The sequence below is a fragment of the Alicyclobacillus fructus genome (genome assembly GCF_017329605.1).
Taxonomy (GTDB): Bacteria; Bacillota; Bacilli; order Alicyclobacillales; family Alicyclobacillaceae; genus Alicyclobacillus; species Alicyclobacillus fructus.
The window spans coordinates 29,530-43,932 of record NZ_JAFMTY010000003.1 but is presented as its reverse complement, the minus strand read 5'-3'; the positions used below and the strand labels follow the sequence as shown (position 1 = coordinate 43,932).

General features: G+C 63.2%; 16 protein-coding genes. All 16 read right to left on the bottom strand.

All coding sequences use genetic code 11. From position 1 onward, the window contains the following. Positions 1-26: 26 nt before the first annotated feature. The 16 genes from pgsA to atpF all read right to left on the bottom strand — a co-directional run bounded on the left by pgsA (position 27) and on the right by atpF (position 14,388). The gene (gene pgsA / locus J3481_RS01925) at positions 27-566 is read right to left on the bottom strand and encodes a CDP-diacylglycerol--glycerol-3-phosphate 3-phosphatidyltransferase (RefSeq protein ID WP_206830639.1); all 540 of its coding nucleotides are present in this window, start codon (positions 564-566) and stop codon (positions 27-29) included. A 12-nt stretch (positions 567-578) separates the two neighbouring features. Beyond that, the gene (locus J3481_RS01920; RefSeq protein ID WP_206830640.1) at positions 579-1,367 is read right to left on the bottom strand and encodes a flagellar hook-basal body protein; all 789 of its coding nucleotides are present in this window, start codon (positions 1,365-1,367) and stop codon (positions 579-581) included. Positions 1,368-1,384: 17 nt separating this feature from the next. Then, a complete protein-coding gene (locus J3481_RS01915; RefSeq protein WP_206830641.1) occupies positions 1,385-2,596 on the bottom strand; it encodes a flagellar basal body rod C-terminal domain-containing protein in 1,212 nt (403 codons plus the stop codon). A gap of 15 nt (positions 2,597-2,611) precedes the next feature. After that, complete coding sequence (gene mreB, locus J3481_RS01910; RefSeq protein ID WP_206830642.1) at positions 2,612-3,631, bottom strand: rod shape-determining protein; 1,020 nt, start codon at positions 3,629-3,631, stop codon at positions 2,612-2,614. Positions 3,632-3,724: 93 nt separating this feature from the next. Continuing rightward, positions 3,725-4,045: a sporulation transcriptional regulator SpoIIID gene (gene spoIIID / locus J3481_RS01905; protein ID WP_206830643.1), complete on the bottom strand. Its 321-nt coding sequence runs from the start codon at positions 4,043-4,045 to the stop codon at positions 3,725-3,727. Between the two features lie 229 nt (positions 4,046-4,274). Next, on the bottom strand, positions 4,275-4,952 hold the full coding sequence (locus J3481_RS01900; protein ID WP_206830644.1) for a M23 family metallopeptidase: 678 nt from the start codon (positions 4,950-4,952) through the stop codon (positions 4,275-4,277). 76 nt (positions 4,953-5,028) lie between these two features. Continuing rightward, entirely contained in the window at positions 5,029-6,045 is a 1,017-nt protein-coding gene (locus J3481_RS01895) for a SpoIID/LytB domain-containing protein (protein WP_206830645.1), read from the bottom strand. A gap of 206 nt (positions 6,046-6,251) precedes the next feature. Further along, on the bottom strand, positions 6,252-7,553 hold the full coding sequence (gene murA / locus J3481_RS01890) for a UDP-N-acetylglucosamine 1-carboxyvinyltransferase (RefSeq protein WP_206830646.1): 1,302 nt from the start codon (positions 7,551-7,553) through the stop codon (positions 6,252-6,254). A gap of 57 nt (positions 7,554-7,610) precedes the next feature. After that, positions 7,611-8,465 (bottom strand): YwmB family TATA-box binding protein, encoded by an 855-nt coding sequence (locus J3481_RS01885; RefSeq protein WP_206830647.1) that lies wholly within the window; start codon positions 8,463-8,465, stop codon positions 7,611-7,613. Positions 8,466-8,605: 140 nt separating this feature from the next. Continuing rightward, positions 8,606-8,857 (bottom strand): DUF1146 family protein, encoded by a 252-nt coding sequence (locus J3481_RS01880; protein WP_206830649.1) that lies wholly within the window; start codon positions 8,855-8,857, stop codon positions 8,606-8,608. 110 nt (positions 8,858-8,967) lie between these two features. Beyond that, positions 8,968-9,414, bottom strand: a complete 447-nt coding sequence (atpC, locus tag J3481_RS01875; RefSeq protein ID WP_206830651.1) for an ATP synthase F1 subunit epsilon — start codon at positions 9,412-9,414, stop codon at positions 8,968-8,970. Between the two features lie 27 nt (positions 9,415-9,441). Continuing rightward, positions 9,442-10,845, bottom strand: a complete 1,404-nt coding sequence (gene atpD / locus J3481_RS01870; RefSeq protein WP_206830652.1) for a F0F1 ATP synthase subunit beta — start codon at positions 10,843-10,845, stop codon at positions 9,442-9,444. A gap of 30 nt (positions 10,846-10,875) precedes the next feature. Continuing rightward, entirely contained in the window at positions 10,876-11,739 is an 864-nt protein-coding gene (gene atpG, locus J3481_RS01865) for an ATP synthase F1 subunit gamma (protein ID WP_206830654.1), read from the bottom strand. A gap of 83 nt (positions 11,740-11,822) precedes the next feature. Further along, complete coding sequence (gene atpA, locus J3481_RS01860) at positions 11,823-13,331, bottom strand: F0F1 ATP synthase subunit alpha (RefSeq protein ID WP_206830656.1); 1,509 nt, start codon at positions 13,329-13,331, stop codon at positions 11,823-11,825. Next, positions 13,328-13,891 carry an ATP synthase F1 subunit delta gene (gene atpH, locus J3481_RS01855; RefSeq protein WP_206830657.1) on the bottom strand — a complete coding sequence of 188 codons (564 nt, stop codon included), beginning with the start codon at positions 13,889-13,891 and terminating at the stop codon, positions 13,328-13,330. The genes atpA and atpH overlap by 4 nt, the downstream gene beginning before the upstream one ends. After that, positions 13,885-14,388 (bottom strand): F0F1 ATP synthase subunit B, encoded by a 504-nt coding sequence (gene atpF / locus J3481_RS01850; RefSeq protein ID WP_206830659.1) that lies wholly within the window; start codon positions 14,386-14,388, stop codon positions 13,885-13,887. Before atpF ends, atpH begins: the two co-directional genes overlap by 7 nt. Between the last annotated feature and the right edge of the window lie 15 nt (positions 14,389-14,403).

Here is a 14,403-nt window from a genome sequence, read left to right as displayed (position 1 = left end):
AAGGGACCTCCAATGATCCAAACGCCTCAATACACGCGGCGCCGAACCGGAATGATCTTCATGCTGCGCACGTAGATCACGGTCGTGACATACGACAGTCCGACCGTGAACCACAGCACCATCTCGCCGGCCTCAGGCGTGGGCCAGGCGAGAATGCAGAGCGAGATGCCGACGTAGTAAAAGCAGGTCGTGATCTTGCCCCACCAGTTGGCCTTCGGCACGGCGCGCTTGCCTTGGAAGTAAAAAAACGCCGCTCCCGCGATCATCGCGACGTCGCGGAAGACGAGCAGCGCGGCGACCAACCAAGGAAGCCGCCCCGAGGCGAGCAGGGTGAAGAGGACGGACACCATCATCAGCTTGTCCGCAAGCGGATCGAGCAGTTGGCCCGTGTACGTTTCCAGTTTGTACGTGCGAGCCAGGTAACCATCCAGGACGTCGGTGAGACCTGCGAACAACAACACGGATAAGGCCAGGATCTTGTGCGGGCTTTCCACGCCGTAGAACGCCCATAGATAACACGGGATGAGCAAGAGCCGCAAGAGTGTCAACAGATTGGGCAGGTTCACGCGATCGCCTCCTCAACCTCCCGACGTCCGGATGGTGTCTGCCAAGCCGAGCAATTGATTGGCAATGGAGACGGCCTGAGCGTTCTCCTCGTAGAAATCCTGGGCGGCGACCAGTTGCGCCATGGCGGCGGACTCGTCGACGTTGGATCCGTTCACGTACCCCTGCAACACGCTCGAATTCCGCGCAGGAACGGCGACCCCACCTGAGCCCAGACGGTACAACCCGTTGCCTTCGGGGATGAGGTGGCTCGATGGTTCGCCAATTTCGACCAGGCCGAGCTTGACCGTCCTTCCGTCCGCAAAGCGGATGGTGCCGTCGCGCGAGACCGCCATCGACGATGCACCCGCCGGCTGGACAATCGGTTCGCCTGTCGCGGACAGGACCGGGTTGCCGGCCTGGGTCGCGAGCACAAACGATCCGTCCGACCGGCGGCTCCAAATGAAGTTGCCCGCCCGCGTATACATGCGGCCGGACGGCGTTTGGACGACGAAGAAGCCGGATCCTTCGATGGCAAGGTGAGTTGGAATGCCCGTGTGCACCAGCGCGCCCTGGCTGAAATCGCGCTCTTCATCCGTGCGCGCGACGCCCGTTCCCCCGCGCCATCCCGGCGGCGTGACCCGCTGCGCCGAAGACGGATCGGTCGCGTTGCCATAGACCTGCATGGTCAGCAAGTCGGCGAACGTCCCTTGCTCCGCCGCGTATCCAGGCGTCTGCAGGTTCGCCAGGTTATCCGCGATCTGGTCAATCCACGTGTTGGCCGCGTTGAGCCCAGAAAGCCCGTTCCACATCATCTGTCCCATGAGCCCGCCTCCCGCCTTCAGGCGCCTTGTACCTTGCCGAGATCCGTCACCGCCACGTTCAGGATGGCATCGACCGACTGGGCCACCCGCTGATTCGCCTCGTAAGCGTTCAGCGCCTGCATCATTTGCGCCATCGTGGCCGCGACGTTCACGTTGGAGCTCTCGAGCGCGCCAAACACCATCCGCCCGGTCCCCGCGCGAAGAAGAGGCTGAACCTCCGACGCCTGATACGACGACCCGACCATGTATTCTCCCTCGCCGAGGGGCTGCAGTTGGGTCACGTCCGCGTCCACAAGGCCGATCCGCCCCCCGGGAACCAGGTTGCCCTGTGCGTCGTAGACCCGAAAGGAGGGTTGTCCATTGGCATCATACACCGGGGTGCCATTCTGCGAAAAGATTTGCGTGCCATGATAGAGCGGATTGACCACGATCCGGCCGCCCACGATCACCTGCCCCGCCGCGTCCAGCGGGGCGATGGCATGTCCCGCGGCGTCCACCAACACGTTGTCCGCGTTCAACTGCAGGGCGCCGTCTCGGGTCACCGCAAGGCCCGACTGACCGCTCGCATCCACATATTGGACTGGCAGAAACGCGTGATAGCCCAGGTCATCCGCACTGCCCGCGCGGATGGCGTACGGGTCATCCGTCTCGGTCCCAGGCGTGTAGACGACCTGCCCCGCCGCATTCTCGATGACGTAGGACGGCCTGCCCGCGGCGTCGTAAGCGGGCGATCCGCCTTGGCTGAGGAGTTCGCTGCCCTGATACGCCGGGTTGCGCACCGCAAAAAGGCCCTGAACCGGCTGCCCATCCGCCCCGTACACCGCCAGCGGAAGTCCCCCTGCCATCAGTCGCCCGCCCGCGCCCACCGTCACCGGCCCTGCCACGGGTTTGGCGCCTTGCGCGGTCAGGACATAAGCGACATCTCCGCTCGAGACAGCGTCCACGATCGCGAGATCCAGCGGGCGCCCGGTGGTCTCGAGCGCGCCCTCGGAGAACGCCGGGACGCCCTCCTGGAAGTCGACCCCGCCGCCCATCTCACCGATGCCGATCCCGTCCGCGCCGTCGCCGTACGTGTACCGCTCCATCGAAAACACGGGATCCTCGATCAACTCGCCGAGCGATGCCTTGAAGCCCGGCGTCTCCTGATTCGCCAGGTTGTTCGACAGAAGTTGCTCGAGCCGGTCCTCCGCCGCCATGCCGGAGGCGGCCGCCGTCAGCCCCTGGATCATCGCGTCACACCTCCGTCACCGCCGCGCCCGCCGCCGGCCGCGATCGCGATACTTGTTCCACTCCGGGCTCTCCAGCACCCGCCCTGTCCCTATCACGACGCAGTGCATGGGGTTCTCCGCGATGTGCACGGGGATCTCCAGTTCAGACTGCATGAGCTTGTCCAGCCCATCCACGAGCGCCCCGCCACCCGTCAGGACCACGCCTTTGTCGAAGATATCGGCCGCGAGCTCGGGAGGCGTCTGCTCCAACACCGACTTCGTCGCCTGAACAATCGCGTACACCGGTTCCTGCAGCGCCTCGCGCAGTTCCTCCGAGTGGACCGTGACCGTCTTCGGCAAGCCCGTCACCATGTCGCGGCCGCGCACGTCCGTGCTCTTCTGGCGCCCGCCGGGGAACACGGTCGCGAGTTCTTTCTTCAGCTCTTCAGCCGTGCGCTCGCCGATCATGAGGTTGTATTCCCGCCGAATGTATTTGATAATCGCCTCATCCAGCTTGTCCCCCGCGATTCTGAGCGACGTCGAGGTCACCACGTCGCCCAGCGACAGCACCGCGATGTCCGTGGTGCCGCCCCCGATGTCCACCACCATCGAACCGCTCGGTTCGAAGATGTTGAGCCCTGCGCCGATGGCGGCGGCCTTCGGCTCCTCAATCAGATCCACCTGTTTGATGCCTACCGCTTCCGCCGCCTCTCGAACCGCTTTCTGCTCGACCGAGGTGATCCCCGCGGGGACGCAGATCATCACGCGCGGGCGCCCGAAGAAGCGCTTGCCGATGGTCTTGTTGAGAAAATGGCGAAGCATCATCTCTGTCACTTCAAAATCGGCGATCACGCCCTCCCGGAGCGGACGAATCGCGACGATATTCCCCGGTGTGCGCCCCAACATGCGGCGAGCTTCTTCGCCTACCGCGACAACCTGCTTGGTAACCTGATCTATTGCAACGACCGATGGCTCGTCGAGTACAATCCCTTGGCCTTTGACATGCACCAGCACATTGGCGGTGCCCAAATCCACACCAACGTCCCTTGAAAACATTTGCGGCGAGTCCTCCTACGTGTAGAGCGTACGAGATTGGGGAAGGTCGTTCATCTGCTCGCATGAATGGAGTGGGGATGCAAGGAAGTTATTCTACAGTCCGCTCGAAACTCCTTTGCGCCGCTCGACCCTTTTCGACTTGACGGCCGACCCAGCCCGCTCATCGTCTCCCTTATGATACTTCATTTTCGTCGCTTCGCCACCGCGCAAGTGCCGGATCGCTTTGTGGTATTCCAAAATTTCCTTTACCTTGCTGGCCAACTCCGGGTTGATCTCCGGCAGCCGCTCCGTCAGATCCTTGTGCACTGTGCTCTTGGAGACGCCGAACTCTCGCGCGATGGTTCGGACCGTGTTGCGCGTTTCGACAATGTACTCCCCAATCTTAAGAGTACGCTCCTTGATGTAGTCATGCACTCCCCTCGCCTCCCCGTGGCAGGTCAGTTGGTCTGCTTTATTTATATGAGGGGGTGTACACCGTATGCCGCGCCAGGCCTGGCCATTTCGAATGTTCCGGGGAATTTCGACACGCTGGCGCGTCAACGGGAAACGAGGGGAAGGATGATCTTTTTCCGGGAAATACGTCGAACGGGCCCGACCGCAAAACAAAAACGCCCGCACTGCGGCGGGCGCACGGTCCACCCGTTCATTGCTTCGGGAGAAGCGACTCGGGGTCGATCGGCTGACCGTTATGATTGACTTGGAAGTACAAGTGGTTGCCTTCGCTCTGTTCAAACAGGTTGCTCGACGTCGTGCCGATGGGATCGCCAGCCGAGATGGCCTGTCCCGGCTTCACATCCACCGAACCCAGGGACTGATACGTCTCCGTGTAGCCGCCCGGCGAGTTGACGACCACCTCGTAGCCGTAGAGCGGCTGATTGGTCACGCTCTCCACGGTGCCGCGCTGGGCAGCCACCACTGTGAACTGCCGTCCCCCGGCGGCGCGAATATCAATGCCCTTGTGCGGATAATACGTGTTGTCGTATTCGACCACCGCAGCCGCCTGCTGTTTCAGCGATCCATGCACCGGGAAGAATCCCATCGTCACCGTCGCGTCGGTCCCCTGCGCGTACGGCCACACCCAAGGCTCGAGCCCGTTCGATGTGGTGCCCGTCTGACTGGTCTGATTGGTCTCCGTAGTGGTGACCGACGTCGGCGTGCTGCTTGTCTCGATACGGGTATAGATCACGCCGATCACGACCGCCGCCGCGCCCAAGTACATCGCCGGGTAGACCCAACGCTTGGACAGCCACTTGCGCACAGGACTCTGATTTTGCGCTTGTGGCGTCTCTGGTTTCGACTCAAGCTGTTGCTTCTCATCCATGTGGCGCTCACCTCAGTAGTGAGTCTCGCCACGTGGAAGCCCATCTATACGTGTTGCCCTCAAATTTTGGGTAGAGTTACTTACCGGATGTTCCCATGTCCTGGACCGCCGCGCCGATGACTTCCAGGCGAGCGCCTGGATAGAAGTGCGCCAAAATGGCCCTGTAGGACATTCCCTTGAGTGCCAGGGCATCGGCCTCGTTCAAACTCATGCCGAGATCGGGCCCGCGTCCGTAACACGTCAAGGTCAGTCGGTCTCCGCTCGCCTTCCACGTGAAATCATCCGACGCGAGCCCCAGGTTCGCGGCGAACGTCGGTCCGCTCCACGTCTCGCTTCCCGCCTTCACGGCCTGCACAAAGCCGTCGCTCGCGCGCACCACAGAGAGATTCCTGAAGTCGGTCAGATGCGCGGAAAGGGCCTGATTGAAGGCGCCGAGCGTGTACGTGACGGTTGAAACGCGGGCTGGATTCGCGGCGTCCGCGGGACACGCGGTGCTTCTCAGGTACGGCAACGGATAGCCGAGCGCCTCTTCGGCCGATCGCGTGCGGCCTGTCGAGATTTCGCACAGAAACGCGAGAATCGGCTGTCCGCCATACGTGAGGATCTGGCCGTCGGTCGCTTCGATGGCGGCTTGTGCACGCGCGAGGAACGGGAGGGCCGCCTGCGCCCCGATGGACAGCTCCAGTTCGTGCTCCGTCTCCATCGGGAGATCCAGGGACGCATTGTCGGTGAGGTCGGCATGCGCCCGCCGGGCTGCGCCAGAGGGGTGCAGCATCGATCGGACGGCGTAGGTGCGGACCGCGACGCTGGCGGCTTCAAGGCTGGTCAGGGAAGCTCGCGGGCTGCAATTGGCCAACAGCACCTGGAGAATGTAGGCGTTGAGCGACATCGGCGAGGACTGCCCCGTCTCCACGTCGTACACGCGGAGCTCGGTGCGGGCGTCGTGGGTGGCAACCCACGCGGAGACATTCGGCATCGGAGAACGCTGGAGCGCTTTTGCGATCCCGACGGGGACGATGACCATCGCGACAAACGCAACGGCCAACCGGACGCCAAACTGAAGGGCCGCGCGCAAGAGGTTCGACTGGGACATGGCTCTGTTTCCTCCTGATCACGTCTGGCGGACCCACGCCGCTCTGGGGGAACAGGCAAGGGACAACCCGTTCAGTGGAGCCTATGCGGCGGACCCGAGCGGTATGCCCACGCCCAGCCTCCTGAGGTGCGCCCGCTTGGTCGGGCCCCAGGTTCCAAACGCAAAAGCCGCAGACCCCGCTCGGGATCTGCGGCCTGCAGGTGGGATCAGCCCACGGACTTGGCGATCTGGATTTCCGCGTCTCCTTCGATGCGATCGACGCGAGCGCCGAGTTGACGGAACTTGCCGACGAGATCGTCATAACCTCGGTCGATGTGATGCAGTCCATACACCTCGGTCTGGCCCTCGGCGAGAAGCCCTGCGATGACGAGCGCCGCCCCAGCGCGCAAGTCGGTCGCCGTGACTCGGGCGCCGGTCAGGCGCGGTACACCTTCTATGACGGCGGTCCGCCCCTCAATGTGAATATTGGCACCCATGCGCTGCAGCTCGGCGACATGCATGAACCGGTTCTCGAACACGGTTTCGGTGACCGTGCTCGTGCCTTGCGCGACGGTGAGGGCCGCGACCATCTGCGCCTGCAAGTCGGTTGGAAACGATGGGTAGTAGTGCGTCTTGACGTCGAGAGCTTTCATGCGGCCTCCCTGGCAAGGCCAAACCTTGATGCCTTCGACGTGATCTTCGATGACCGCGCCTGCCTCCTCGAGCTTGGCAATCAGGGACATGAGGTGATGGGACAGCGCGTTCTCGACGTACACGCCTCGCCCGAGGAGGGCGGCCGCAATCAGAAACGTGCCGGCCTCAATGCGGTCGGGGATGACGGCGTGCGTCGCGCCGCGAAGCCGCTCAACGCCCTCGATGCGAATGACGTCCGTACCCGCACCGCGGACGCGGGCGCCCATGGCATTCAGATAGTTGGCGAGATCGACATTTTCCGGCTCCTTCGCCGCGTTTTCGATGATCGTCTGTCCCTTGGCCAGCACCGCCGCCATCATGATGTTCTGAGTGGCCCCCACGCTCGGCACATCCAGGTAGATGCGTGCGCCGCGGAGTCCGCCGCGAGGCGCTCGGAAGTGAACATATCCGTTTTCCACCACGGCCGTGGCCCCAAGCGCCTCGAGTCCCTTAATGTGAAGATCCACCGGCCTCGGCCCGATATTGCAGCCGCCGGGCAGCGCCACCATGGCCTCGCCAAAGCGCGCGAGAAGAGGTCCCGCCACCACAAAAGAAGCGCGCATCTTGCGGACCAGCTCCGCAGGCGGACAAACGCTCAACAGGCGCCGAGCGTCGACGCGGATGGTGCTGCCGTTCCACTCCAGCTTCGCGCCGAGCGCCGAGACCGTATCCGCCATGACGCGCACGTCGAGCAGATGCGGGACCTCTTCAATCTGACTCACGCCTTCCTCAGCCAGCAGACTCGCGGCGAGGATAGGCAACACCGCATTCTTCGCTCCGCTGACGCGAACGGTACCCTCTAGGGGATATCCACCCTCAATCACAATCTTTCCCATTCCGCTACCTCCGCACGGCTTTCCTCAGCCTCGCGAAGCGGCGGCACGGATGCGTCCTCAATACGTCGCGAGCACGAGAGGAGAGCCCACGTAGACGTCCGTTCCCTGCCGGAACGAGTCGTCGTGCACAGCCACCTGGACGTTGACGCGCCGGTTGCCTCCCGCCAGAACGTACACCGATGCTCGGGCGCTGTAGCCGGATAGGCTCGTCTCGAGTGGCGTGCGAATGCCCTCCACCGCCGCAGCGCCCACCGCTTTCAAGGCCGCGATCGCCATTTGGTCCGCTTCCGCCTCGCTGACTTCGCTCGGTTTGAAACCAGCTATGTATGCGCTCATCTGCGGCGTGCCGTTCACGGACGCCACGGTGCGCTCCACCTGGTCATATTGCGATGAAAATTGGCCTTCCGTCAAGTTGGAACTGGACGCCGTCACGGTCATCACGGTCTCCGGTTGGCCGTCTCCTGCGCCGCCTTGCGCGCCGGGAAAGCTGGTCAGGACGATCTCGGCGCGCGTTCCGCCGGGCCAGACGCCGTCCGCCTTCCAATACGTCTCATTCACGAGCTGGATCGACTGCGTCTGCGCGTCGCCGAGTCCCAACTCCTGCACCACCTGGGCCCCGAGCGCCGTGAGCTGGGCCTCGTTCAGAAACGACGAGTTCAATTGCGTCCAGTCGTGGATGAGATACCCGTTGGGCGTCGCGCCCGTGGCGCGGATGGCGCTCATGAGAAATTGGTACTGCGCGGCCCCATTCGATTGCGCAGGAGCCGCGGTCTGCGCGCTCGCCGTGCCCGGCGGATGCGCCAGCACGGCGCCGAGCCCGATGAAAAGCGCCATCCACATCGCGCGCTTCCAAATCTTTTTCCCGCGGCGGCGCACGAGACGAGCCCGCCGAATGACCCTAGTTTGTGCCATGGACGATCCCTCCATCCGATCTGGAAGTCAGGCGTTCCATCGTTTCACCTGTCTCCAGTCTGGACAGAAGGCGCCAAGGCTAAACCCCTTGCAATCAAGGTCTCATAGATTTCGTAGACGACCGCGAATTCAAACCGCCGTCAGAATGCGCCGTTCAACAACTGCATGGCGCCGAGAAGAATCAACCCGACAACTACGGAGAGCACGCCTCCTGCGAGCGCGAGGAAAAACCGCAACAGCTGCGCCTGACCCGCGAACGGGTGATGGGTAAACTTGTCCCATTTCAGCGCGCCGAGCGCCCACCAACAGGCCACCACGCCGAGGAAGAACACGAGGAGGAGGACCAGGCCGTCGGCCCCTATCGTCGCACTGACGCGATATGCCAGCTGCACCAGGTCACCTCCCGTTCACCCGTTCCGCCGCCGGCAACCGAAACGGCACTGGCCGCCTCCCAACCTATCGTGAAGAGACGGCCAGCTGCCTTTTTCATCATACCATGAATTCACGCGCTGGGGACACTTGCGCGAAGAAATCCATTCAGACGCTTGTGCTCCTCCACCGCCTGAAGCCGGAGCTCCGCCCGCGTGAGCGCCTGACGAGCGCGCTCCGCTTCTTCGCCGTCGACCGCCGCCTGAAGGCGCTTCTCCGCGCGGTCCTTGGCGCGAAGGGCGCGATCGACGTCGATTTCCTCGGGCAACTCCGCCGTGTCGGCGAGAATCGTGATTTTCTCAGGAAGGACCTCCACAAATCCGCCTGACACGGGCACCACGTCCTGGCGATCGTCCGCCAGCCGAATGCGCACGAGGCACGGCTTCACCGCTGTCGCAAGCGGCATGTGGCGAGGCAAAATCCCGATTTCGCCATCGCCGCCTCGCAGGATCACCATGCGCACATCCATCGACAGCACGATCCGCTCCGGCGTGACGATTTCGAGCGGCACGGTCAGCATCTGCGCTCACCTCACTTCCGGATGGGATCAGGCGTAGCCGTCCTTGCGCGCCTTCTCGATCACGTCTTCGATGGCGCCGCAGTAGCGGAAGTACGTCTCCGGGATGTCGTCGTGCTTGCCTTCCAGGATCTCCTTAAACGAGCGAACCGTATCCTTCACGGGCACGTACTTGCCGGGCGTGCCGGTGAACACCTCGGCGACGAAGAACGGCTGCGACAGGAAGTTCTGGATTTTACGCGCACGCGACACGATCAGGCGGTCCTCATCCGTCAACTCGTCCATGCCGAGAATGGCGATGATGTCCTGAAGCTCGCGGTAGCGCTGCAACACGGCCTGCACGCCGCGCGCCACCTGATAGTGCTCTTCGCCCACGATGTCCGGCTGCAGTGCGCGAGACGTCGAGGCGAGCGGATCGACCGCCGGATAGAGGCCCATGTCCGCAATGCGGCGCTCCAGCACCGTCGTCGCGTCGAGGTGCGTGAAGGTGTTGGCCGGCGCCGGATCCGTGTAGTCGTCTGCCGGCACATACACGGCCTGAATCGACGTGATGGAGCCGCGAACCGTCGAAGCGATGCGCTCCTGAAGTTGGCCCATTTCCGTCGCCAACGTCGGCTGGTAGCCCACGGCGGACGGCATGCGGCCGAGCAATGCCGACACTTCGGAGCCGGCCTGCGTGAAGCGGAAGATGTTGTCGATGAAGAACAGAACGTCGCGTTGTTCGACATCGCGGAAGTACTCGGCGAGCGTGAGACCGGAGAGTGCCACGCGCAGACGCGCGCCAGGCGGCTCGTTCATCTGGCCGAACACCATGCACGTTTTGTCGAGAACGCCCGACTCCTTCATCTCGTGATAGAGGTCGTTACCTTCGCGAGTGCGCTCGCCCACGCCCGCGAAGACCGAGTAACCGCCGTGCTCCTTCGCGATGTTGTGGATGAGCTCCTGGATGAGCACCGTCTTGCCGACGCCGGCGCCGCCGAACAGACCGACTTTACCGCCCTTGACGTACGGCGCGAGCAAGTCCACGACCTTGATGCCCGTCTCGAAGATCTCCGTCTTCGTCGTCAAATCGCCGAACGCAGGTGCGGGTCGATGAATGGGCCAGCGCTCCGCGGCTTCGACCGGTCCCTTCTCGTCGATGGTTTCGCCGAGGACGTTGAAAATGCGCCCCAGCGTGCCCGGTCCAACCGGCATCGAGATGGGTTGTCCGGTGTCCACCACCTCGACGCCGCGGACGAGTCCGTCCGTCGAGGACATGGCGATGGTCCGTACCACGTTGTCTCCGAGGTGGAGTGCCACCTCGAGCGTCAGATGCACGGGCAACTCGCCCTCATAGTCGATCCGGAGGGCGTTGTTGATTGCCGGCAGTTGTCCTTCTGGAAAGCGGACATCGACCACCGGGCCCATGACCTGCACCACATACCCTTTGTTCACGAATGTCCCTCCTTGCGGCCGTTTCCTTCGTTATTTCAACGCTTCCGCGCCGCCGACGATCTCGGCGATCTGCGTCGTGATCGCCGCCTGGCGCGCCCGGTTCAACGACAGCGTCAACTTTTCAATCAGCTCAAGCGCGTTGTCGGTCGCGTTGCCCATGGCGTTCATGCGCGCAGCATGTTCGGAAGCCTTGGCGTCCAACACCGCTTGGTACACCAACGTCTCGGCGTACCGCGGAAGCAGGGCGGCCAACACCGACTCCTCATCCGGCTCGAACAGATACTGGCGCCGCGGCCCCTGAAGGTTCTCCCCAAGGGAAGCAAGCGGCAGCACCTTGCGCACAACGGGCCGCTGGACAGCCGCGTTGATGAACTCGTTGTAGATGAAATACAGCTCGTCGAACTCCTCCCGCTCGTACGCCGCCACAATGCTTTCCGCCAAATGGCGCACCGAGTGATACGTGGGCGTGTCGGGGAGGTCGACCACCTCGGCCGCAATGGGCAGGCCGCGCCGTTGAAAGAAGTTTCGCCCGCGCTTGCCGACGGTGTAAATCGCGTAGGAACCCTTGTCGCGCTGGCCGAACTCCTGCATGGCGGCGCGCACCACCTGCGCGTTGTACGGCCCGGCCAAGCCGCGATCGGCCGTGATGACCAGATAGCCGATTCGGCGCACCGGCCGCACCGCGAGCAAAGGATGCTTCACGTGGCGCGCCGAAAGCGACAGGTTGGCGAGCATCTCCTGCATCTTGGAGAGGTACGGCTTCGACTGTTGCACCGCATCCTGCACGCGGCGGAGCTTGGCGGCCGCGACCATCTCCATCGCCTTTGTGATCTGCGCGGTGTTCCGGACGCTCTTGATGCGGCGCCGGATGTCGCGCATGCTGTTTTGCGCCATCGCCCGTTCTCACCACCGGTTTGGGCCCAAGCCCCGATTCATGCGGCACGGCCCGCGAAGGGCCGTGCGTCCGTCGTCCGTCCTCAGGGCACAAACGTCGGCTTGAACTTCGCCATCGCTTCCTTCATCAGTTCGATGGTGTCGTCCTCAAGCGACTTGCGCTCCTGCATCTGTTGGAACACCTGCGGGTACTCGCGATCCAGGAAAGCGAGCCACTCGCGCTCGAACTTCTGCACAGCCTCGACCGGAATGTCGTCGAGATATCCGTTCACGCCGGTCCACAGCGACGCGACCTGACGGTCGAATGTCAGCGGATGGTACTGAGGCTGCTTCAGCAGTTCCGTCATCCGTTCGCCGCGGCGCAGGGTGTCCTGCGTCGCCTTGTCCAGGTCGCTGCCGAACTGCGTAAAGGCCTGCAGCTCGCGGTACTGGGCGAGATCGAGCTTCAGCGTACCCGCGACCTTCTTCATCGCCTTCGTCTGCGCAGCCGATCCGACGCGGGACACGGACGATCCGACGTTGATGGCCGGCCGCACGCCCGCGAAGAACAGGTCCGATTCCAGGAAGATCTGGCCGTCCGTGATCGAGATGACGTTCGTCGGGATGTACGCGGAGATATCGCCGGCCTGCGTTTCGATGAACGGCAGGGCCGTGAGCGATCCGCCGCCGTGCTCGTCGTTCAGCTTCGCCGCGCGCTCGAGCAGGCGCGAGTGCAGGTAAAAGACGTCACCCGGATACGCCTCGCGGCCCGGCGGCCGGCGCAGCAAGAGCGACATTTCGCGGTACGCCGCGGCCTGCTTTGAAAGGTCGTCGTACACGACCAGCGCATGCTGCCCGTTGTAAAGGTAGTACTCCGCCATGGCGCACCCTGCGTAGGGCGCCAGGAACAAGAGCGGAGCCGGCTCGGACGCGCTCGCCACCACCACGGTGGTGTACTCCATCGCGCCATATCGGCGCAGCGTCTCCACGACCTGCGCGACCGTGGACTGCTTCTGCCCGATGGCGACGTAGATACACTTCACGTCTTTGCCTTTTTGGTTGATGATGGTGTCCAGCGCGATGGCCGTCTTACCGGTCTGACGATCGCCGATGATCAACTCGCGCTGACCACGCCCAATCGGCACCATGGAGTCGATGGCCTTAATTCCCGTCTCCAGTGGTTCGTGCACGGACCGGCGCACAATGACGCCCGGCGCCGGCGACTCGACGGGGCGATACTCGGTGGCTTCAATGGGGCCCTTGTTGTCAATGGGTTGACCCAGCGCGTTCACGACGCGGCCCAGAAGCTGTGGGCCCACAGGCACCGTGACCAGCCGTCCCGTGCGGCGCACCTGCTCGCCTTCGCGGATGCCCTGCACAGAACCGAGCACCACGACGCCGACGTTGTCCTCCTCCAGGTTGAGCGCCATCCCGTAAACGCCGCTTTCGAACTCCACCAATTCGCCCGCCATGACGTTGTCAAGGCCATACAGTCGCGCGATCCCGTCGCCCACCGACAGAACCGTACCCGTGTCGCGCACCTCGGCCTTGAGCTCAAACTGCTCGATCTGTTGCTTAATGAGCGCGCTGATTTCATCCGGACGAATGCTCAACGTATTCCCTCCTTACGGACTGCGCGGGCCAGAAGGCTGTCGCGGAACTGACGCAAAGCGTTCGCCGTCGTCGCGTCCAGCACGCGATGGCCCATCTGGATTCTCACACCCGCGACGAGCGCCGGATTTTCGATCACCTTCGGAACGACCGTCTTGCCGCACGCTTCCGTCAGCCGACGGACCAACTGATCCAGATCCGCTTCCGCCAGGGGTTGCGCCGTCTCGATCTCCACCCGCACACGGCCGTGGATTTCGTCCGCCAACTCCTGATACCTGAGAGCCACCGACGCGATGTACGCGCCGCGCCCACGCTCGAGCATCAGCTTGAGAAAGCGGGCGACATCCGGGCGCAGCGCTCCGCCCAACACGCCCTCCAGCGCTTGGAGCTTCTGATCCGGCGTCACGACCGGACTCGCCAGAAATTGCGACAGCTCCTTCGACGCTTCCATGAGACCCCGGATCTTTTCGAGTTCCTGCGCGATCTCGTCGACGACACCGTGCTCTTTCGCGTACGACACCAGTGCGCGCGCATATCGATTCGCCACCGCGCCCGTCAGCATACGAGCTCACCCAGTTTGCTCTCGGCCTCCGCCAAGAGGTCTTTGTGAACTTCCGGCGTGACGTGATCGCACAAAAGCTTCGCCGTCAGTTCGACGGACAACTCGGCCACGCGCTTCGTGACCGCGGCCAACGCCTCGTCCCGTTCGCGCACGATGGCCTGGCGGCTCTCCTCGAGAATCCGAGCGGCCTCCTCCTCCGCCTTCTGCACGATCTCGCGTGCCTGCTCGTCGGCGCGAATGCGAGCTTGATCCAGCATGTTGCGAGCTTCCTTCCGCGCCTCTTCCAACAAGCGCTGTTGTTCCGCCAACAGCCGCTCGGCTTCCTCGCGGCTCTTTTCCGCTTCGGAAATCTGCGTCTCAATGTGAATTCTCCGCTGTTCCAACATCTTTGCCAGCGGCTTGAACGCGAACCGCTGAATGATGAAAAACACGATGAGGAACGAAATCACGGAGAAGATGAACGTTCCAACCTGAAAGATGCCGCCCACCTGGAACACTCCCTCCTCCTTGGA

Bases quoted from the DNA above. Each gene is read 5' to 3' on its own strand.
- J3481_RS01920 (WP_206830640.1), bottom strand. From the start codon at position 1,367: ATGGGACAGATGATGTGGAACGGGCTTTCTGGGCTCAACGCGGCCAAC.
- J3481_RS01915 (WP_206830641.1), bottom strand. From the start codon at position 2,596: ATGATCCAGGGGCTGACGGCGGCCGCCTCCGGCATGGCGGCGGAGGAC.
- mreB (WP_206830642.1), bottom strand. From the start codon at position 3,631: ATGTTTTCAAGGGACGTTGGTGTGGATTTGGGCACCGCCAATGTGCTG.
- J3481_RS01900 (WP_206830644.1), bottom strand. From the start codon at position 4,952: ATGGATGAGAAGCAACAGCTTGAGTCGAAACCAGAGACGCCACAAGCG.
- J3481_RS01895 (WP_206830645.1), bottom strand. From the start codon at position 6,045: ATGTCCCAGTCGAACCTCTTGCGCGCGGCCCTTCAGTTTGGCGTCCGG.
- murA (WP_206830646.1), bottom strand. From the start codon at position 7,553: ATGGGAAAGATTGTGATTGAGGGTGGATATCCCCTAGAGGGTACCGTT.
- J3481_RS01885 (WP_206830647.1), bottom strand. From the start codon at position 8,465: ATGGCACAAACTAGGGTCATTCGGCGGGCTCGTCTCGTGCGCCGCCGC.
- atpC (WP_206830651.1), bottom strand. From the start codon at position 9,414: ATGCTGACCGTGCCGCTCGAAATCGTCACGCCGGAGCGGATCGTGCTG.
- atpG (WP_206830654.1), bottom strand. From the start codon at position 11,739: ATGGCGCAAAACAGCATGCGCGACATCCGGCGCCGCATCAAGAGCGTC.
- atpH (WP_206830657.1), bottom strand. From the start codon at position 13,891: ATGCTGACGGGCGCGGTGGCGAATCGATATGCGCGCGCACTGGTGTCG.